The sequence below is a fragment of the Ruegeria sp. AF7 genome, assembly GCF_056541885.1.
Map to the genome: position 1 here is coordinate 104547 of NZ_JBQFYX010000006.1, position 19539 is coordinate 124085.

A 19539-nucleotide genomic window follows, 5' to 3' on the forward strand; every position below is an offset into this window, starting at 1 on the left:
AAAACAAGGCCCGGCGGTGCTGACCGCCGGACCAAAAAAGGGCGCTAATGGATCAGTTGGTGCCCCAGTATTTGGCCGTCAGCTCGTCCAGTGTTCCGTCCTCCTGTATGGCTTTCAGACCAGCGTTAATTGCATCCACTGTCGGATCACCTTCCTGAAACACGATGCCTAACGGGTCGGATTGCAGGCCTGTAATGCCAACAGTCAATTCGCCCGCAAATTCCTGTTCATAGGCCGCCGCCGAAGTGCCATCGATGATCACGCCCTGAACGTCCGCGTTCTGAAGCGCCAGAATGGCGGCCGAGAAGTTGTCGTAAAGGCTGACATTCTCGCGCCCGACAAGCTCTTCCGCCAATTGGGCGTTGGTCGTCGCGGTTTGCGCGGCCAGTTTCTGGCCACCGGCTTTGAAGTCCTCAAGTGTCATGTCAGAATTATCGACCTGCAACAGAATGGCTTGGCTGACAACGATGTAAGGCTCGGAAAAGTCCATGGTTTCTTCGCGTTCCGGTGTGATCGACACGCCCGAGATAACCAGATCGAACTCACCCTGCTGAAGGGCCGCAAAGATACCGTCCCAGGCGGTGTTTACGAAGTTGGGAACGCAATTGACCTTCGCGCAGATCGCATTCATCACATCGACATCAAAGCCCACGATCTCTCCGGTTGTTTCATCCACGGTTTCCATCGGTGGGTATGTCGCATCGGTTCCGATTTTCAGAACACGACCCTCTAGGTCGGCAGCAATAACCGCTGGAGCAATCAGTGTCGTGAGTGTGGCAGCGGCAAGTAGGTTCTTAATCATGTTCAGGTACTCCTTTGTTGGATCAGGTGGTCTGCGCCGCTTCCGGCGCCGGGGTGTCAGGTTGCCGCTCGATCAATGTGGCCCTGATCTTTTTCTGAACCTCGGACGGATCGACCCCGTCCAAAGCTTTCAACATGAACTCACCCAGCAGACGGCTTGTTTCAGCAATCGGCAAGTAATAAGTGCTGGGTGGCGGTACAAAATACTGGCTGAGCTTCAAGTCATCGTTCGAGATGACCACAACGTCCCTGCCAACCTGCACTCCGGCTTTGTCGGCAGCTGACAGCGCCCCAAGGGTTATGGCCTCATTGGCGCAGATGATGGCGCTCGGCGGTTTCGGCAACTGCATAAGCGTCGCAAATTTCTGCTGACCGGATTCCGCGGTGGTCGGGCCGGTGGAAACCAGTGCCGGATCGAACTCCACACCGCATTCTGACAGCGCATCAGCATAACCCCGGCGGCGTTGTTGCGCATAGATCAGGTCATCCGGCGGGTTTATCAAAGCGATGCGACGATGCCCCAGCGCAAGCAGCCGGGTCGTGGCATCATAGGCCGCTGCCTGACTGTCGAGGTCCACATAAGGATGCGGTTGAGGGCTGTCGCTCATGCCGTATGTGACAAAAGGAAAGCCCTGCCCCTGCAGATACGCGACGCGTTCATCATGAACCCGCGTGCCGGAAAAGATCACGCCATCAGCCTGCCCTTCCTGCACGATAGACTTCAACGTCTGCAGCGCGGCCTCGCCATCACATGCGCTGAATACGCTCAGCTGATAGCGTGATCCTATTAGCGCGTTGGATATTCCGGCCAGAATACGCGTAAACTCTACACCTTCCCACTCTTCCGCCGCATCATTTGAAACACTGACCATGACCGCAATTCTATAGGATTTATTAGTGCGCAGCTTTAGGCCATCCAGATTCACCCGGTATCCCAGCTCCGATGCAACTTTCTGAATCTCTTCCCGGGTTTCCCGCTTCACCGATACGGAATCCCGCAAGGCATTCGAGACTGTGCCAACGGAATACCCGGTACTTCTGGCAATCGATTTGATCGTCGCCCGCGCCATCACTCAAATCCTGCCAATTGTTCCGTCAAAAACGACCGACCCGTTTGCAGCGTGCGTACGTGATCTGCGGTTTCGTCATGTTCGACAAACAGGTCCGTGCAGTTGGTCGAGGAAAGCGCGCGCAAGGTTGCGTTCCAGTTAACCACGCCTTCGCCCATATCGCGCCAGCGCGCGTCACCTGTTCCGCCTGCTGGGTCAATATCCTTTGCATGCACGGACAGGATTCGATTGGCGTTGCGGCGGATCGCGTCCGCCGGATCCAGGCCAGCCGCAACCAGCCAACCGATATCTGGCTGCCAAAAGACATCTCCGCCGGAAAGGATCAGGTCAAGAGGTGTGTCGCCAGCCTCACCGATAAGATCAAAATCATGATTGTGATACGCAAGGCTGATACCATGATCTGTCAGTTGGTTTGCCCATTTGGACAACTGGCCCGACACCGCCCTCCATCCCTCGGCAGCGTCGGGCCGCACCTGGGGCGCCAGCCAAGGCATGACAGCCACCCGGCATTCCATTAGGTTTAATACTTCGACGATATCCGTAAATCGCCCTTCAAACTCTTCCCAATCAAAATGTGCTGACCGAACAGTAAGGCCTGACCCGATAATAATGCCAGCCATCTGAGCGGGGGTCAGGCCATGCAAGCCGGTGGTTTCGACATCTGAATACCCGCAGGCCGCAACCAATTGCAGTTGATCTGCAAGATCACCGCATTGTCGCACTGTGTAGAGTTGGGCAGAAACTCGCATCCCTCACCATTGAAACGTTTCAATTAAGGTGGATTATGAATTATAACCATGTCAAGCGCCGTATAGATGCGATCCGTACGGCCAACCCTGAATAAAGCGCCGAGCCTTTGCCCAAAACCCAGATGGGGTGGGAAATCGAGCCATTTACCCTCAACCGATTTCTGATCCGAACAATGAAGGGCTATACGAGAGGGCCACCAATCTGTATCACCGAAACCGGTATGGCGAGCGCGGAACGTCTTCAGAACGATGATCGCATCGATTATCTCGACCGACACCTGACCGCCGTACGGGACGCTTTGGCACAAGATGTTCCGGTAAAGGGCTGTTTTGTCTGGTCACTACTGTGACATATGCGAATGGCCTTCGGACGTGGAAGAAGGTTTAGACTGGTGGACGTGAGTATTGAAACGCTTGAGAGAACACCAAAAGCGTCGTTCATGGCGCTCAAGTCTGCCCTTTCCGGGGGTCAGAACGTCTCTCAGCCGTTAGCGCAACCATCCGGTGCGGTGCATGAGCATTGGAATCTGGTTGCTGACATAGGGGGCACCAACACACGGCTGGGCGTGGTTACGAACGGAGAGCTGACAGACCTGCGCAAGCGCCCGACGGGGACACTGGAAGATCTGCTTGAAGCGTTTCACGCGCTTCGGGATGAAATCGGAACAAATCCGCAGGCAGTGGTGGCGGCGGGGGCGGGCCCTGTCCGAAACGGCACGATTCGGCTGACAAATGCCAATCTGGACCTGTCCGAGGCCGAATTGGCCAAGGCCACCGGTGCCAGTCATACGTTTGTAATTAATGATTTCACCGCTGCAGCCTGGTCGGTAGCAGAAGTAACCCAGAAAGATGTTGCCGTCTTGCAAGGTCACGCAACACCGCCCGCAGGCACGCGATTGGTGGTGGGTCCTGGCACCGGGCTTGGCGTGGGAGCGTTGCTGTTTTCCGAGGGCCACTATCATACAGTCTCTGGTGAAGGTGGGCATGTGGGTCTGTATCCGCGTCACCGAGACGAAGTTGACATCTTTGAAGCAGCCCGCGGGATTGCGCCCGAGTGTTTCTTTGGTGACAGCCTCGCGCTGGAAGCTGAAATGTTCCTCAGCGGTACGGGCTTGCCTATCCTCTATCAGGCGATCGGGCTGGCGGCAGGCCATGTTCAGACACCAACGCGCTCGGCGAAAGACATCCTGCGCGACGCCCGCGACCATTCTGACCCCGTCGCGGTAAAGGCAGCTCGGATGTTCAACACCCATCTGGGAGCTTTGATGGGCGACATGGCTGTCACACTGATGCCTGCGGGCGGAGTGTTTCTTGTTGGCGGCGTCGCGGAAAAGAACCGCTGGTTGTTCGGTGATGAGTTCAGAGAGGCATTCAACGGCGGCGGCCGTTTCAGCGAACTGCGCCGCTCGTTGAACCTGTATGTATCCGAGCAAGCAGAGTTCGGCATCATCGGGGCGAACAATTTCTGCAAGAACGCTTTGATGCGATAACAGGTCTTCCTGACAAAATAATCTGAAAAGGACTACGAAATGATCCTGTGCTGTGGTGAAGCCCTGATCGACATGATTTCCGAGCCGACAGTGTCGGGCGCACAAGGATTTGTACCGCACACAGGTGGGGCGATATTGAACACGGCGGTCGCAGTCGGTCGTCTGGGTGTTTCCGTCGGAATGCTGACCGGTGTGTCGTCTGACATGTTTGGCCAACAAATTACTAAGGCGCTGATTTCAAGCCATGTTGACACGTCACATGTGGTCGTCTCTGACCGCCCCACGACCCTTGCGTTCGTACAGCTAAAAGACGGTCACGCCACTTACGGCTTTGTTGATGAAAACACCGCTGGACGAATGCTGCAACCCGAGGACATGCCGGACCAGCTTACAGCCGTGTCCGCCTTATATCTTGGGGGTATCAGCCTGGCATGTGAACCCTGCGCGGATGCCTATGCCTCCCTTCTGAACCGCCACGGAGCGGATCGCGCAGTGATGTTGGATCCGAATATCCGACCGGATTTCATCAAGGATCAGACCCGGTATCGAACCCGTCTGAACCGCATGATTGCGCAGTCCGATATTGTGAAGGTTTCAGACGAAGATCTTGATTGGATCATCCCAGGAGCCGAACCCGAGGCCGCCAAAGCGTCCCTTTTATTGCAGACCGGTCCGTCTGCCCTCATCGTGACCAGGGGTGGCGACGGGGCGAACGGGTACTTGGCCGACGGTTCCAAGGTTTCGGTTCCTGTAAAACCTGTTCAGGTTGTCGACACGATCGGCGCGGGCGACACGTTTAATGCTGGGGTTTTGACCGAACTCAGCCGCGCAGGGCATTTGACAAAGCAAGGGCTGCGCAATCTGACCCCCGAAAGCTTGCGGGCGGCCATGGCGTTGGGCGCAACTGTTGCCGCCGTAACAGTATCACGCGCCGGGGCAGAGCCGCCCTGGGCACATGAAATTTGATTGCCTTCAACAACCGCAAAAAGGAACTGGTGACAATCGCATCGAGGCCGAGGGCCGTGGCTACGGAGTTTGCGACCGCCTGGCAGGCTCACAAATTACGTTGGGCCACGGCAGAATAAGCACCTATCGCTTCCGGGCAATGATCCACACGGGATGATATGTCAGTGAGACCCCGCAGTCCGTGCCGAATTCCTTAGCGTATTCGTTTTCGAACCGAGCCAGCGTGGACTTGGTCCATGTCCCTTGCGCCCTGCCATTTACACCTGTTCTTCGCAAATACCTAAGAACCTCGCGGGGCGTATCGAAATAGGTTTGTCTCAGGCTTTCACCAGCGGCCAATACCTGCATCGGCCCGTCGACAGCAGCGGCAAGAGCAGCTGGCGTAGTAAGGCCCGGTGCACGCGCTGAAGATCCGATCGCGCTAAGCTCTTGATATTGCTGAGGGCCAAAACCCGAAACCGCCAACCACCCGCCGGGCTCAAGCGCGTCCATCGCTTTGTGAAGCAACTGAAGCGGGCTTTCCATCCATTGGATCATCGAAGCCGAGGCGATCAGATCAATCCGGGAAGGCCAGTGAACTTCACGCGCATCACCGGCAATGAACGTCGCCTGTTCCGCATCCGCTGTTGCCTGAGCCTGCGGCGCGATGTCGTTCAATATGAGGTTTGGCAGGTGAAAGTTTTGTCGCATCAGACGGGTCAGATGCCCTGTGCCACATCCCAGCTCGAAGACAGTTTCAAAACGGTCCGGGGCTCTGGCACGACGCAGTTCGGAGACCAGTTTGCCTGCGACCCAGGCTTGCTGATTTGCCGTGTCGTGGTAGGTTTGAAAGCTTCGGCTAAAGCTCCGCTGCACCCTGTCTGCCAGTTGCGCTGTCATGATACCCAACTCGCCCAACTTTGCTTCGGTAGGAATGGTACGTGCGGCCCCGCAACATGTTCGACTCGGGCCGAGGTTGAGGCCCATGCGGCATCTTGGGCCGCTGTCGGAATGATCCGGTCGTTTGTGGGTATCCACACCCTGTCAAAACCCGGATCAGGGGCAGACCCGCGTTGGATCACGGCAAATAGTTCCCGCCGCGCCGCTGCGATGTCCAGTTCCGGGGGCTCGCCTGGCAAACCCGCGCGGCGGCAGAACTTGGCAAAGCTGCGCTCGGAAAGCTGAGCCGCCGTTGCCTTGATCATGTCAGGCGCAATACCACGTTCCGGGCACGCCGGGTGCAAAGTGCCGCTGATGGCGATCAATCGGTCGGGACGAAAGCCCGAGCACGCCAGCCAATGTGCAGCCGACGCGACACCAAAGGAAAAGGCCAGCATATCAATGTGATCGAAACGGGCGAGATCAGGCAGGGGGTCATTGAGGCTGGTGTAGCCTTCCACCAACAGGATATTCCCGCCCCCCGTAAGACCCCGGAACGGAGCATCGCTTAATGCCCATCCACCGAACACAAGGGTCAGAATACTGTCGTCTGATTGGGCCAGCCAACGGCTTTTCATTTCTGCCCCCCAGCCAGAGCAAGCATCGCAGACGTTACCCTGCTCAGTTCGTCCGGCGAAATAACATAGGGAGGCATGCAATAAATATTGCGAGCAAACGGGCGCAGCCAAACACCGGTTTCTGCGGCCAATCCATGTGCGATGGAGGGGTCGACCCGCTCTTCCATCTCGATAACGCCAATTGCGCCAAGAACGCGCACATCTGCAACACCGGGCAGATTGCGCGCGGGCGCGAGTTCGGTTTTCATCTGCTGCGAGATTGATGCAACTTCCTGCTTCCAGTTTCGCTGTTGCAACTGGTCAAGGCTCGCCACACCTGCCGAGCAAGCCAAAGGGTTGGCCATGTAGGTGGGACCGTGCATCAAAACACCGGCCTCGCTTTCGCCAATCCCGTGAGCGACGGCCTCGGTCGCAATAGTGGCGGCCAAAGTGATATGCCCACCGGTCAGCGCCTTGCCAAGACACAGGATATCCGGAACTACCCCGGCGTGATCCATTGCAAACATCTCGCCGCTGCGTCCGAAACCGGTCGCGATTTCATCGAAGATCAGCAAAACGTCATGCGCATCACACAAGGCACGCGCCCCGCGTAACCAGGTGGGGTGATAGAAGTACATCCCACCAGCGCCCTGCACCACCGGTTCAAGGATCAGCGCGGCGATCCTGTTGCCTTTGTCATTCAGCAACGCCTCTAGCGCCTCCAACCCGTTCTCGGAAGGATCGTCGAGCCACACATCGCCGAACTGGATGTGAGGGCGTGGCAGAAAGTGCTGGATCGACAACGCACCGCGAAACAGACCATGCATCCCGTTGACGGGATCACAAACGCTCATCGCTTTCCATGTGTCGCCATGATAGCCACCCCGGATCGTGGCAAATTCAGACCGTTCGCCCCGGCCTTTGGCAATCTGGTACTGGACTGCCATCTTCAACGCGACTTCAATCGCGACCGAGCCGCTGTCGCTGTAGAAAATGCGATCCAGGCCATCTGGCAGAAGGTCGACCAACCTGCGCCCGAGTTCCACGGCGGGTTCGTGGGTCAGACCGCCAAACATCACATGCGGCAGTGTACTCAGCTGCATTTGCATCGCATCGATGATGGCCGGGTGCCTGTGGCCATGCACCGTACACCACCAGGACGACATTGCGTCGATCATTCTGATGCCATCAGCACGCGTCAGCCAGACACCTTCTGCCCCGGAAATCAGGTGCATCGGGCCGGGTTCAAGCACATGTGTATAAGGGTGCCACAGATGGCGCGCATCAAATTCCAACGGGGTCACAGGAACCTCCGAATGGTCGCCACATCGATTGCCGAAAATGCGCCGTTCAGGCGCTGCGGTGTCAGGTCGCTCAGAAATGGCAGGCGTCCCAGATGATGCACTTTACACATCTCGACGATGGTTTGCTCTACGTCCGGCACGGGGTCACCCACGAATGCGACGCCGACAACCTCGCAGCCAGCAGCCCGAAGCGCCATTAGAGACAATGTGGTGTGGTTGATCGTTCCCAAGGCGGTGCGCGCAACAAGAACAACCGGAGCCTGCCATCCGGCAATCAGGTCCAGAAAAAACGACTGGCGGTTCAGCGGCACCATAAGGCCCCCTGCCCCTTCGACAACAAGAGGCCCGTCCACTTTCGGAATTTCAAGACGCGAGAGGTCAATCTCAATACCCATGTCTTCGGCAGACAGATGCGGTGAGGCGGGCATGTTCAGCCGGTACGCTTCGGGCAGGACCTCGGCACCGCTCAGCGCGCTGACGGTTTCAGTGTCTGTAACATCCTCAAGACCAGATTGAACAGGTTTCCAGTACCGAGCCTGCAAAGCTGCCGCCAGACCGGCCGAAAACACGGTTTTCCCGACACCTGTGTCGGTTCCGGCAACGATCAGCGCGCTCATGCGGCCTCCGACTGACAGATTGCGATGGTTGAAAATAGGGTCGAGATATCCTGAAGGGTGACATTTCCGGTAATCGAGACGCGCAAACGGGATGTGCCTTTTGGGACAGTGGGCGGGCGGATGCCCCGAACGTCAAAACCCTGCTGCTGCAAAGTGGCCGCCATCGCCATTGTGCGCTCGTCGTCTCCCAGTACAACCGGGATGATCTGGCTGTTCAACGCGGCTGCGGGCAACCCCAGTTCCCGTGCGGTGTCATGGGCATGGCGCATACGTTCATGCGCACCTTCAACCAGACTGACATCCTTGGCCAACTCCCGTAGCGCAGCACGAACCAGAGAAGCGTTCAAAGGCGACGGAGCGGTCGCAAAGATGAAGGGACGAGCGCGGTTGATCAGGGTATCTATCATCACGCGCGGACCGCAGATCAGCCCACCTGAGACACCAAGCCCTTTACCACAGGTATGCAATGTCAGCAGATCAGCATTCAGGTCATGCGCAAGACCCCGGCCTCGCCCTCCGAAAACGCCGGTGGCGTGGGCTTCATCAACAACCAAAACCGCATCAGCTTCGCGCGCAAGTACGGACAGGTCTTCCAGTGGCGCCAGATCACCTTCCATGGAATACACGCTTTCGACGGCAATCCAGACCTGGCCCGAACCGCCTGTAGATTGCCAGTCGCACAATACGTTACGTGCATCCGCAACATCATTGTGGCGGAAGGCACGCAGGCCTGCACGGCTGGACCGCATACCTTCATGGGCGCTCGCGTGAACCAGTGCGTCATAAAGGACCAAATCCTCAGCCGCAGGCAACGTGGAGAAGATCGCCTGATTGGCCTGAAACCCGCCTCCCATGAACAGTGCGGCCTCGGCTCCAAAGAATGCGGCCGCTTCCCGCTCCAGCGCTTCATGTTCAGGGTGGTTGCCCCGCAACAGACGCGAACCTCCCGAACCTACAGGCACACCCCGCGACAACGCATCATGCGCCGCACGTTGTAACACTTGAGATCCGGCAAGACCCAAATAGTCATTCGACGCGAAATCCAGCCCTTGTGTCGGGATCAAGGCCCGGCGGCGGTGCCGGGCTTGAAGCGCATCAAGCATCGATTCCAGTCGGTTGACTGCTTTCATTCGGCAGCTTCCGTGCAGTTTCGCGTTTCGGCTTTTTCGGCCTGAAGACCAAGTTTCGCAAACAGGACCGCGTCGGTGTCTTCTTCGGGGTTTTCTGCTGTCAGAAGCGTTTCGCCAACAAAGATCGAGTTGGCACCGGCGAAAAAGCACATCGCCTGCATCTCGTCACTCATGTCGCTGCGCCCGGCCGAAAGCCGCACATAGGACTTGGGCATCAAAATGCGGGCCGTTGCTATGATCCGCACAAAGTCGATCGGGTCAATCGGCTCGGCGTCGGCAAGTGGGGTATCGGCCTGCGGCATCAACATATTGATCGGCACCGAGTCCGGTGGAGGCGTCATGTTGGCCAATGTCAGCAACATGTCGATACGGTCACCAGTATGTTCACCCATCCCCAGAATGCCGCCTGAGCAAACCTTGATCCCTGCTTCCTGCACCCGGTTCATCGTATCGATCCGATCCGCAAAGGTACGGGTGGTGATGACTTCGGAGTAATAGCGTTCCGATGTGTCGATGTTGTGATTGTAATAGTCCAAACCGGCATCGCGCAGCTGCACCACCTGAGTGTCGTCGAGCATACCCAACGTCATGCAGGTTTCCATGCCCAGTTCCTTGACGCCCTCGACCATCGCGACCAGCGCATCCATGTCACGCGCCTTTGGCTCGCGCCACGCCGCGCCCATGCAAAACCGGGTCGCGCCGCCATCGCGGGCTTTCTTGGCCTCGGTCAGAACGCGCTGAACCTCGATCAGCTTCGATGCTGGTAAGGTTGATCCATTGCGGGCTGATTGCGAGCAATAGGCACAATCTTCGGCGCAGCCACCTGTCTTGATCGACAATAGCTTCGAAGTCTGGATCTGGTTTGGATCAAAGTTTTCCCGATGCACGGTCTGCGCACGGAACAAAAGGTCCATTAGCGGAAGATCATGAATAGCTTGCGCAGTTTTACGGGTCCAGCCGGAGTGTGGGATGATCATTTTATCTATAAAACTTTCTGCAGCTTGCGTTGCTGTGGATTTATTATCGATAAAATCTGAATGCGCAACTGTGTTGGCGCAAACGATCATAAATCAAGCGGAAATGCCGCGCCTTCAGAAATCGAGCCCCAGATCGACGGTGCGGGCAGAATGCGTCAAGGCACCGGACGAGATGTAATCAACCCCTGTCGCCGCAATCGATGCGACCCGTTCCAATGTCACATTGCCGCTGGCTTCGGTCTTCAACCGCCCGCCCACCATGGCAACCGCTTCGCGCAGCATGTCATTGTCCATGTTGTCCAACAAAACAACCGAAGCGCCGCCCACGTCCAGCACTTCGGTAAGCTGGTCCAGTCGATCAACTTCAATTTCGACCGCCATCATGTGACTGGCCTGTGCCTTGGCGGCTTCAAGAACCTGACGGATGCCACCGGCCGCAGCAATGTGGTTGTCCTTGATCAGAATTGCATCTGATAAGGAATAGCGGTGGTTGAAACCGCCACCGTGCAGCACGGCTTGTTTTTCCACGATGCGCAGACCTGGTGTGGTTTTACGCGTGCAGGTCATGCGGGCAGTGGTGCCCTTGGTCTGCTCCACAAATGCGGCAGTCTTTGTGGCAATACCCGTCAGGCGTCCGGCAAAGTTCAGAGCGACACGTTCGCCCGACAGGATCGATGCGGCAGAGCCTTTAATGGTCATCAGCGTATCACCGCGTGCACAACGCGAACCATCCTTGATCCTCACGTCAACCTCAAGCGACGGATCCATAAGCCGGAACGCGATTGCAGCAACTTGCATCCCCGACACGACAGCGTTCTCGCGCGCGTTCAGGCTGGCTGTGTAGGTTGTTTCCTGTGGGATCACAGCGCGGGTTGTCACATCACCGTAGCTTCCCAGATCCTCCATCAGCGCAGCGCGGACCATGGGTTCCAGGATCAGATCTGGCAGGATCGCATTTGTCATGACAGTTCCTCGCAGGCTTTGGCCCGAATGCTCATTGCTTCGGACAAATACATCCGGGACCGCTCTCCGAGCCCAACATTGGCTTTTGGAAAGTCAGACCGCTTGTGTGCACCGCGGCTTTCTTCGCGTTTCAAGGCTCCGGCAGCGATCAGGGTCGCGGTTGCACACATGTTGCGAAATGACGGGCTGGTATCATGCTGCCCCTCCAACCGCGCAATAGTTTGCAGAGCACGGTTTAGGCCCGCCCGGTCCCGGACAACGCCAACGTCACGCGTCATGGTTTCGCGCAACTCCTGGATAGCCTTGGTCGTGTCAGGGGACACTACCTGAACAAAATGCAATGCAACTGGGTCGGCAATTGACACCACCGGAACGGATGTCCCGATGCTTTCGGCGCAGATGCGCGCAAAAACAAGCGCCTCAAGCAGCCCGTTCGAGGCCAGCCGGTTAGCACCGTGAAGGCCGGTCGAAGATGCCTCGCCGCAGACCCAAAGCCCGTCAAGTGTCGCGCGACCGTCAAAGTCGGTAGCAATACCACCCATGTGATAATGCGCTGCCGGTGCGACCGGAATCGGTTCGTTGACCGGGTCGATACCATTGCGCGCGCAGTATTCGGCAACTGCCGGGAACAGGTCCGTTATCTTCGAGCCTAATGCGGTGCGGGTGTCCAGCATGGGTCGGTTGCCTGCCTGCACTTCGGCAAAAATCGCACGCGCAACGACGTCTCGCGGGGCAAGTTCTGCGTCCGGGTGAACGGATAACATGAACCGCTCACCCTTATTGTTGATCAGGGTTGCCCCTTCTCCGCGCAACGCCTCGGTTGCCAGCGGAGCCGGATCTTCACCAACATCCATTGCCGTCGGATGAAACTGAACGAATTCGGCGTCAGCAATAAGTGCACCAGCACGCGCGGCCATCCCGATGACTTGCCCCCGAATGCGTGCCGGATTGGTCGTCAAGGCATACAGCCCGCCAGAGCCACCCCCGGCAAGCAATACGGCAGGCCCACATAGCGTTACGGGCTCGGACTCTGTTTCGGATGCGTCCTGAACCGTGACGCCAGTCACCCGACCGTTTGATACGTCCAGCGCCGTGGCAAGAACACCTTCCAACACTTGAACCGAAGGCGTTTCATGCACCCGTTCGATCAGGGCAGCCATTATTTCACTACCTGCCTGATCCCCTTTCACCCGTACGACACGTGCGAAGCTATGCGCCGCTTCGCGTGACAACACATAACTGCCATCCTTGGTGCGATCGAATGGCGTGCCCAATGTCGTCAGGTCGAAGATATATTGCCGCGCCTCGCGCGTGACCAGATCAGCAACAGCCGGAACGACTATGCCCGCGCCAGCCTTGACGGTGTCCAGGCTGTGGCTTTCCGGGCTGTCAGACAAATCCATTGCTGCGGCCACACCGCCTTGTGCCCAAGAGGAACTAGCACCTTCACCCAAAACATCCGGTGAAATCACAACCACTGCCCGCGGCGCGAGCTTAAGTGCTGCATAAAGCGCACCAATGCCTGCCCCCACAATAATGACGCGATCCGTGGTGACTTTGGTCATTTCAGATCAAATGCCGAGCTTGCGGGACAGATCGATCATCGCCTGAACGGATTTGCGCGCCTTTTCAGCCACATCTTCGGCTACCTCGACCTGCCCTTCCATCGTGTGCAGGGCGTAGAGGATCTTTTCAAGCGTGATCTTCTTCATATACGGGCACATGTTGCATGGCCCGACAAATTCGACCTCGGGCAATTCATCGGCAATGTTGGATGCCATTGAACACTCGGTGATCAGCATCGCCTTATTCGGCTTTTCATCATGCACGTATTTGATGATACCGCTGGTCGAGCCGGAATAGTCTGCCTCGGCCACCACATCCGGCGGGCACTCAGGATGCGCAATCAGCCGTGTTCCCGGGTTCCATTCGCGGAAGTCGCGCAGGTCCTGTGCCGTGTATTGTTCGTGCACGATGCAAGAGCCAGGCCAATACACCACGTTCTTGTGGCTTTGATTGGCAACATTCTGCGCCAGATACTGATCCGGTGTCATGATGACCGTATCACTTTCCATGGCGTTCACGATCTGAAGTGCGTTCGAAGAGGTGCAGCAGATATCCGAGGCTGCTTTAACCTCGGCAGTGGTGTTTACATAGGACACAACCGGCGCGCCGGGGTATTTGGCGCGCATTTCGTCGATTCCCTCAGCGGTGATCGATTCTGCCAATGAACAACCGGCTTCCATGTCGGGCATCAGAACAGTCTTCTGAGGGCTGAGGATTTTCGATGTCTCGGCCATGAAATGAACACCGGCCTGAACGATCACATCTTCTTCGACCTCACTGGCCTTGATCGCAAGCTGCAAACTGTCTCCAACGAAATCGGACACGCCATGAAAAATCTCGGGTGTCATGTAATTGTGCCCAAGGATCACGGCATTACGCTCTTTCTTGAGCGTATTGATGGCTCGCACGTAAGGCGCGTAGATTGCCCAATCTGGTGGGCTGACCACGCGATCCATGCGGGCAAACGTTTCTTTCATCTCATTGGCCAGAGTGGCCGATGGGGCAAGGTCATAAACGTCCGAAATCACCGAGCGGACATGTGCAATATCGAGCAACGGGTAGCCACCTTTGTCAGTTGCCTTCAACCCCACGGGGTTGTTGAACGGCTTAGCCCTAGCCGAAACAGCACCGGTTCGAAACCGGAAAATGTGACGTTAGCGCTAAGGCAAACCGACAAAACAAAGGTTGGCGTGGTAATCAGCCCAAAATGCCCGGCAATCGCAGCCCATGTTCACGAGCGCAGGCTTTCGCGTCCTCGTACCCGGCGTCCGCGTGACGCCAAACCCCCGACGCGGGGTCATTCCAGAGCACCCTCTCCAATCGCTTGGCGGCGGCATCGGTTCCGTCTGCGCAGATGACGACGCCTGCATGCTGACTGAACCCCATGCCAACTCCGCCGCCGTGATGCAGCGAAACCCACGTTGCACCCGATGCCGTATTGACAAGCGCGTTCAGCAGCGGCCAGTCCGAAACAGCGTCCGAACCGTCCTTCATCGCCTCGGTCTCGCGGTTAGGTGAGGCGACAGAACCACTGTCAAGATGGTCTCGGCCGATGACGACCGGAGCTTTCAATTCGCCGTTTCTAACCATCTCGTTGAACGCCAGCCCGGCCTTGTGGCGATCTCCTAGCCCAATCCAACAGATCCGCGCCGGCAGGCCCTGAAACGCAATACGCTCCTGCGCCATGTCCAACCAGTTGTGCAGATGGGTATTGTCGGGGAACAGTTCCTTCATCTTGGCGTCTGTCTTGTAGATATCTTCAGGGTCACCGGACAACGCGCACCAGCGGAAGGGTCCGATACCCCGACAAAACAGCGGGCGAATATAGGCGGGTACGAAGCCGGGGAAGGCAAAAGCGTTCTCCAACCCCTCATCCTGAGCCACCTGTCGGATGTTGTTGCCGTAATCCAACGTCGGCACGCCCGCGTTCCAGAAGTCCACCATTGCAGCGACGTGTTGCTTCATCGAAGCACGTGCAGCCTTTTCGACCGCCTTCGGGTCACTTTCGCGCTTGTCTTTCCATTGCGCCATGGTCCAACCAAGCGGCAGGTAGCCGTTTACCGGATCGTGGGCACTGGTCTGATCCGTGACAATATCCGGGCGCATCCCGCCAGCTTGCATCCGAGCGTAAATTTCCGGGAAGATTTCAGCAGCGTTTCCCAACAAACCAACGGATTTCGCTTCGCCCGCCTTGGTCCAGCGATCAATCATTGCCAGCGCTTCGTCCAGCGTCTCGGCTTTTTCGTCCAGGTATTTTGTACGCAAGCGAAAGTCGATGCTGTCCGGGTTGCATTCCACGGCCAGACAACAAGCCCCTGCAAAGACAGCGGCCAGAGGCTGCGCGCCGCCCATTCCACCCAGTCCCCCGGTCAGGATCCACTTACCTGTCAGGTCGCCGTCGTAGTGCTGACGCCCGGCCTCGGCAAAAGTTTCATAAGTGCCCTGCACGATGCCCTGTGTACCGATATAGATCCACGAGCCAGCGGTCATCTGGCCGTACATCATCAGACCTTTCTTATCGAGCTCGTTGAAGTGGTTCCAATTGGCCCAGTGCGGCACAAGGTTCGAGTTTGCGATCAATACGCGGGGGGCATCGCTATGGGTGCGAACAATGGCAACCGGCTTGCCGGACTGGACGATCAGCGTTTCATCCTCTTCCAGATCCTTCAGGCTGGCAACGATGGTGTCAAAATCCTTCCACGTCCGCGCCGCGCGGCCAATCCCGCCATAGACCACCAGCTCATGCGGGTTTTCGGCCACGTCCGGATGCAGGTTGTTCATCATCATCCGCAATGGCGCCTCGGTCATCCAGCTTTTGGCGTTCAGTTCAGGTCCGGTGGGCGGAAAGATGTCACGGGTGTTTTTGCGAGGATCGGTCATCGGGCAAGCTCCAATGCTGTGTCATTGAGGGCGTCTAGAATGTCTTTCAACCAACGGCGGAGACGGTTGGCTTTGGCGGTGTCAAAAGTCCAGGGCGGCATTTCTGAGGTCAGGTAGGTCGACTGCGCCAGCTCCATCTGGATCGCGTGAATACTGTTATCCGGATGTCCGTAGTGGCGTGTCGTCCACCCACCTTTGAAGCGCCCGTTCAAAACGGTGCTGTAAGGGGATAAAGCGGCGAACTCATGTGCAATTGTTTCGATTTCCAATGCACAGGTCATCCCGTTATTTGTGCCAATGTTCATGTCGGGCAATACGCCGTCGAACAGAAAAGGAATGCGGCTGCGGATTGAGTGGCAATCATACAGCACAGCGATGCCATGGATCGCCTTCACCCTCTCCAGTTCGGCCAGCAAAGCGGCGTGATATGGCGCATGAAATGCGTCACGCCGTTCAATGATATCTTTTTCAGTTGGAGGGATGTCCCAGATGTCCTGCCCGTCGAAATCCGTCAGCGGCACCAGGGTCGTCGTGTTCTGGCCAGGGTAAAGGGAAGTACCGCTCGGGTCACGGTTGGCGTCGATCACATAGCGATGAAAGGTGGCCCGGACCGTGGTAGCACCGGGCAAAAGCCCGTCGTAAAGCATGTGGATGTGCCAATCCGTATCTGCCAGCGCCCGACCCTGTGCATTCAGTTTGGCATCAATCGCCGCAGGCACATAGGTGCCCGTGTGAGGCAGCCCCAAAACAATTGGACTATCGCCCTGAACTACTTCGACTGGATCAGTCATGCGCCAAGCTCCGGCATGGCGACACCAGCGCCATCGGAAATCTCACCGCTTGCAATAAGGGCCGAGGCTGCTTCGATGTCATTTGCCATGTACCTGTCATCTTCCAACGCCGGTACAACAGAACGCAGACGCGCCATGATACCTTGAAGGCTTTCACTGGTTGGCAGCGGCGCGCGATATTCAACCCCTTGCGTTGCGCACAGCAACTCGACCCCCAGGATACGTTCCAGATTGGTCACCATTTGCCCCAGCCGCCGTGCGCCATGGGCGGCCATTGACACGTGATCTTCCTGATTGGCCGAAGTCGGTGTTGAATCCGTGACGCAAGGATTGGCCAGATGCTTGTTTTCGCTCATCAGTGCGGCTGTCGTGACTTCGGCAATCATCAGGCCAGAGTTCAAACCGGGGTTGGGTGTCAAAAACGGAGGCAAATCAAAGCTGAGCACCGGATCGACGATCAGCGCGATGCGTCGCTGCGCAATCGCCCCGATCTCGGCCACTGCCAGAGCAATCATGTCGGCGGCAAACCCGACCGGTTCTGCATGAAAGTTTCCGCCTGATACGATCAACCCGGCCTCGGCCAGAACCAGAGGGTTATCGGTGGCGGCGTTGGCTTCGGTTTCCAGTGTCACCGAAGCCTGACGCAGCACATCCATCGCGGCACCAACAACCTGCGGCTGGCAGCGGATGCAGTACGGGTCCTGAACCCGCGTATCACCGTCCCGATGGCTTTCGCGAATGACCGACCCAGCCAGTAGCGCGCGCATGGTTGCGCCCGCTTCGATCTGGCCCCGGTGACCACGCAAGGCGTGAATTTCGGGCTGCAAAGGCGCGGTAGACCCCATAATCGCATCAGTTGTCAGGGCTGAAGTGACCAAAGCGCTTTGCGCCGCCCGCCAAGCGCCGAAAAGCCCCGCCAGCGCAAACGCCGTAGAAAACTGAGTGCCGTTGATCAGCGCCAGACCTTCCTTGGGGCCAAGTTCGACCGGGGTCAAACCTGCCGCTGCCAGCGCGTCGCCGCCAGACATGAGGGTGCCGCCAAACTCGGCCTCACCCTCGCCCATCATGACGGCTGCCATGTGCGACAGCGGTGCCAGATCGCCCGAAGCACCAACAGACCCCTGTGCCGGGATTACCGGTGTCACCCCTGCGCCAAGCATCGCTTCCAGCAGGTCAATCAGTTCCAGCCGCACACCCGACGCGCCACGTCCGAGGCTGAGCAGTTTGAGCACCATCATGAGCCGCGCAACTGCACGCGGGATCGCTGGTCCGACGCCACAGCAATGGGACAGGATCAGGTTGCGCTGCAGCGTCGCGGTATCCTCGGCCGCGATCTTGACGCTTGCCAGTTTTCCAAAACCCGTATTGACCCCGTAAACGGCGGCTTCGCCAGTCGCCGCCTCAACGATGCAAGCGTGCGCCGCAGCTATGGCAGACCTGCAATCCGGGTTCAGTCGAACGGCGCATTCTTGGCGAAAAACCTGTTCCAGATGCGCCAGAGACACAGCGCCGGGAGTTAACGTCAGAGTGGTCAAAATGCACCTCCGAATATGCGGGCGTGAAGCGGATAAAAACCGATGCGGTAGGCAAGCTCGGCCGGGTGAGTGACATTCCAGACAGCCAGATCCGCCCGCAGGCCCTGAACGATACTACCGCAGTCTCTCAGGCCCAGGGCACGCGCGGCATTCACGGTGACACCTTTCAACGCTTCCTCGGGTGTCATTCGAAACAAGGTGCACCCCATGTTCATCGCAAGCAGAAGCGACGTCATCGGAGCCGAGCCCGGATTGCAGTCGGTCGCAAGGGCCATTGACACATCGTACTTGCGCAACAGATCAATTGGCGGTTGTTGTGTCTCGCGCAGGGTATAGAAAGCCCCGGGCAGAATCACAGCCACCGTGCCTGCCGCTTCCATGGCTTTGACACCGCTTTCGTCCAGATACTCAATGTGGTCGGCAGAAAGCGCGCCATAGCGTGCGGCAAGTTTCGCACCACCCAGGTTGGACAGTTGTTCAGCATGCAGTTTGACCGGCAGTCCTAGTTCCTTGGCAACGTCAAACAGTGGCACCAGTTGGTCGGGCAGGAAGGCAATCCCTTCGCAAAAGGCGTCCACTGCGTCAACCAAACCCTCGGCATGAGCCGCGCGGAGGGTCGGAATGCAGACTTCGTCGATATAAGCCTCGGGCCGGTCTTTGTACTCGGCGGGCACAGCATGAGCGCCCAGAAAGCTGGTTACAATGCGCACCGGGCGGCTTTCCTGCAAGGCCCGCGCGGTGCGCAGCATGGTCAGCTCAGTTTCACGATCAAGCCCATAGCCCGATTTGACCTCGATCACCGAAACCCCTTCGGCGATCATCGCGTCCACGCGCGGCAGGGCCTGCGCAATCAAATCCTCTTTACTGGCCGCACGCGTGGCTTTCACGGTCGAAACAATACCTCCGCCCGCGCGGGCCACCTCTTCATAGCTGGCACCGTTAAGGCGCATCTCAAACTCAGCCGCGCGGTGGCCGCCATGCACTACATGGGTATGGCAATCGATCAGAGCCGGCGTCACCAGCCGCCCGTCCAGCGAGGTTTGAGAGAACGTCGCGTATTCTTCCGGCAACTGCGTCTTCGGACCGACCCATGCAATCTGGCCCCCACGCACGGCAATCTCAGCATCTTCGATCAATCCGTATGCATTCGCACCAACCATGGTGGCAGCGTGCAGATCTGTGAACAGTTGATCGTGGGTTTGCATTCGAATCCCTCTTCGGTGCA

General features: G+C 57.6%; 19 protein-coding genes. 3 read left to right on the plus strand and 16 right to left on the minus strand.

The window, feature by feature from the left end; translation table 11 throughout:
- Positions 1–52: 52 nt before the first annotated feature.
- From ACR0AP_RS12655 to ACR0AP_RS12665, 3 genes are read right to left on the minus strand one after another with little or no spacing between them, the layout of a single operon-like run.
- Positions 53–802 carry a basic amino acid ABC transporter substrate-binding protein gene (locus ACR0AP_RS12655; RefSeq protein WP_480507014.1) on the minus strand — a complete coding sequence of 250 codons (750 nt, stop codon included), beginning with the start codon at positions 800–802 and terminating at the stop codon, positions 53–55.
- A gap of 22 nt (positions 803–824) precedes the next feature.
- Entirely contained in the window at positions 825–1871 is a 1047-nt protein-coding gene (locus ACR0AP_RS12660; protein WP_480507015.1) for a LacI family DNA-binding transcriptional regulator, read from the minus strand.
- A complete protein-coding gene (locus ACR0AP_RS12665) occupies positions 1871–2620 on the minus strand; it encodes a sugar phosphate isomerase/epimerase family protein (RefSeq protein ID WP_480507016.1) in 750 nt (249 codons plus the stop codon). The genes ACR0AP_RS12660 and ACR0AP_RS12665 overlap by 1 nt, the downstream gene beginning before the upstream one ends.
- Positions 2621–2727: 107 nt before the next feature.
- Here ACR0AP_RS12665 and ACR0AP_RS12670 point away from each other — a divergent pair, with 107 nt between their 5' ends.
- From ACR0AP_RS12670 to ACR0AP_RS12680, 3 genes are read left to right on the plus strand one after another with little or no spacing between them, the layout of a single operon-like run.
- On the plus strand, positions 2728–2970 hold the full coding sequence (locus ACR0AP_RS12670; RefSeq protein WP_480487380.1) for a family 1 glycosylhydrolase: 243 nt from the start codon (positions 2728–2730) through the stop codon (positions 2968–2970).
- 42 nt (positions 2971–3012) lie between these two features.
- Positions 3013–4110, plus strand: coding sequence for a glucokinase (locus tag ACR0AP_RS12675; RefSeq protein ID WP_480507017.1), 1098 nt, complete (start codon positions 3013–3015; stop codon positions 4108–4110).
- A 39-nt stretch (positions 4111–4149) separates the two neighbouring features.
- Positions 4150–5076 carry a carbohydrate kinase family protein gene (locus ACR0AP_RS12680; RefSeq protein WP_480507018.1) on the plus strand — a complete coding sequence of 309 codons (927 nt, stop codon included), beginning with the start codon at positions 4150–4152 and terminating at the stop codon, positions 5074–5076.
- 123 nt (positions 5077–5199) lie between these two features.
- Here the strand turns inward: ACR0AP_RS12680 and ACR0AP_RS12685 are convergent, their stop codons facing one another.
- The 13 genes from ACR0AP_RS12685 to hutI all read right to left on the minus strand — a co-directional run bounded on the left by ACR0AP_RS12685 (position 5200) and on the right by hutI (position 19519).
- Positions 5200–5955: a methyltransferase domain-containing protein gene (locus tag ACR0AP_RS12685; RefSeq protein ID WP_480507019.1), complete on the minus strand. Its 756-nt coding sequence runs from the start codon at positions 5953–5955 to the stop codon at positions 5200–5202.
- Entirely contained in the window at positions 5952–6572 is a 621-nt protein-coding gene (locus tag ACR0AP_RS12690; RefSeq protein ID WP_480507020.1) for a pimeloyl-ACP methyl esterase BioG family protein, read from the minus strand. Before ACR0AP_RS12690 ends, ACR0AP_RS12685 begins: the two co-directional genes overlap by 4 nt.
- Positions 6569–7855 (minus strand): adenosylmethionine--8-amino-7-oxononanoate transaminase, encoded by a 1287-nt coding sequence (bioA, locus tag ACR0AP_RS12695; RefSeq protein WP_480507021.1) that lies wholly within the window; start codon positions 7853–7855, stop codon positions 6569–6571. Before bioA ends, ACR0AP_RS12690 begins: the two co-directional genes overlap by 4 nt.
- Positions 7852–8472: a dethiobiotin synthase gene (bioD, locus tag ACR0AP_RS12700; RefSeq protein WP_480507022.1), complete on the minus strand. Its 621-nt coding sequence runs from the start codon at positions 8470–8472 to the stop codon at positions 7852–7854. Before bioD ends, bioA begins: the two co-directional genes overlap by 4 nt.
- Complete coding sequence (locus tag ACR0AP_RS12705; RefSeq protein WP_480507023.1) at positions 8469–9602, minus strand: 8-amino-7-oxononanoate synthase; 1134 nt, start codon at positions 9600–9602, stop codon at positions 8469–8471. The genes bioD and ACR0AP_RS12705 overlap by 4 nt, the downstream gene beginning before the upstream one ends.
- Entirely contained in the window at positions 9599–10579 is a 981-nt protein-coding gene (bioB, locus tag ACR0AP_RS12710) for a biotin synthase BioB (RefSeq protein WP_209507670.1), read from the minus strand. The genes ACR0AP_RS12705 and bioB overlap by 4 nt, the downstream gene beginning before the upstream one ends.
- 114 nt (positions 10580–10693) lie before the next feature.
- Positions 10694–11542, minus strand: a complete 849-nt coding sequence (gene nadC / locus ACR0AP_RS12715) for a carboxylating nicotinate-nucleotide diphosphorylase (protein WP_480487362.1) — start codon at positions 11540–11542, stop codon at positions 10694–10696.
- A complete protein-coding gene (locus ACR0AP_RS12720; RefSeq protein ID WP_480507024.1) occupies positions 11539–13107 on the minus strand; it encodes an L-aspartate oxidase in 1569 nt (522 codons plus the stop codon). The genes nadC and ACR0AP_RS12720 overlap by 4 nt, the downstream gene beginning before the upstream one ends.
- A 6-nt stretch (positions 13108–13113) precedes the next feature.
- Positions 13114–14163 carry a quinolinate synthase NadA gene (gene nadA / locus ACR0AP_RS12725; protein WP_480507025.1) on the minus strand — a complete coding sequence of 350 codons (1050 nt, stop codon included), beginning with the start codon at positions 14161–14163 and terminating at the stop codon, positions 13114–13116.
- A gap of 142 nt (positions 14164–14305) precedes the next feature.
- A complete protein-coding gene (hutU, locus tag ACR0AP_RS12730) occupies positions 14306–15988 on the minus strand; it encodes a urocanate hydratase (RefSeq protein WP_480507026.1) in 1683 nt (560 codons plus the stop codon).
- Positions 15985–16779, minus strand: a complete 795-nt coding sequence (gene hutG / locus ACR0AP_RS12735) for an N-formylglutamate deformylase (RefSeq protein ID WP_480507027.1) — start codon at positions 16777–16779, stop codon at positions 15985–15987. The genes hutU and hutG overlap by 4 nt, the downstream gene beginning before the upstream one ends.
- On the minus strand, positions 16776–18314 hold the full coding sequence (gene hutH, locus ACR0AP_RS12740; RefSeq protein ID WP_480507028.1) for a histidine ammonia-lyase: 1539 nt from the start codon (positions 18312–18314) through the stop codon (positions 16776–16778). Before hutH ends, hutG begins: the two co-directional genes overlap by 4 nt.
- On the minus strand, positions 18311–19519 hold the full coding sequence (gene hutI / locus ACR0AP_RS12745; RefSeq protein WP_480507029.1) for an imidazolonepropionase: 1209 nt from the start codon (positions 19517–19519) through the stop codon (positions 18311–18313). The genes hutH and hutI overlap by 4 nt, the downstream gene beginning before the upstream one ends.
- Positions 19520–19539: the final 20 nt, after the last annotated feature.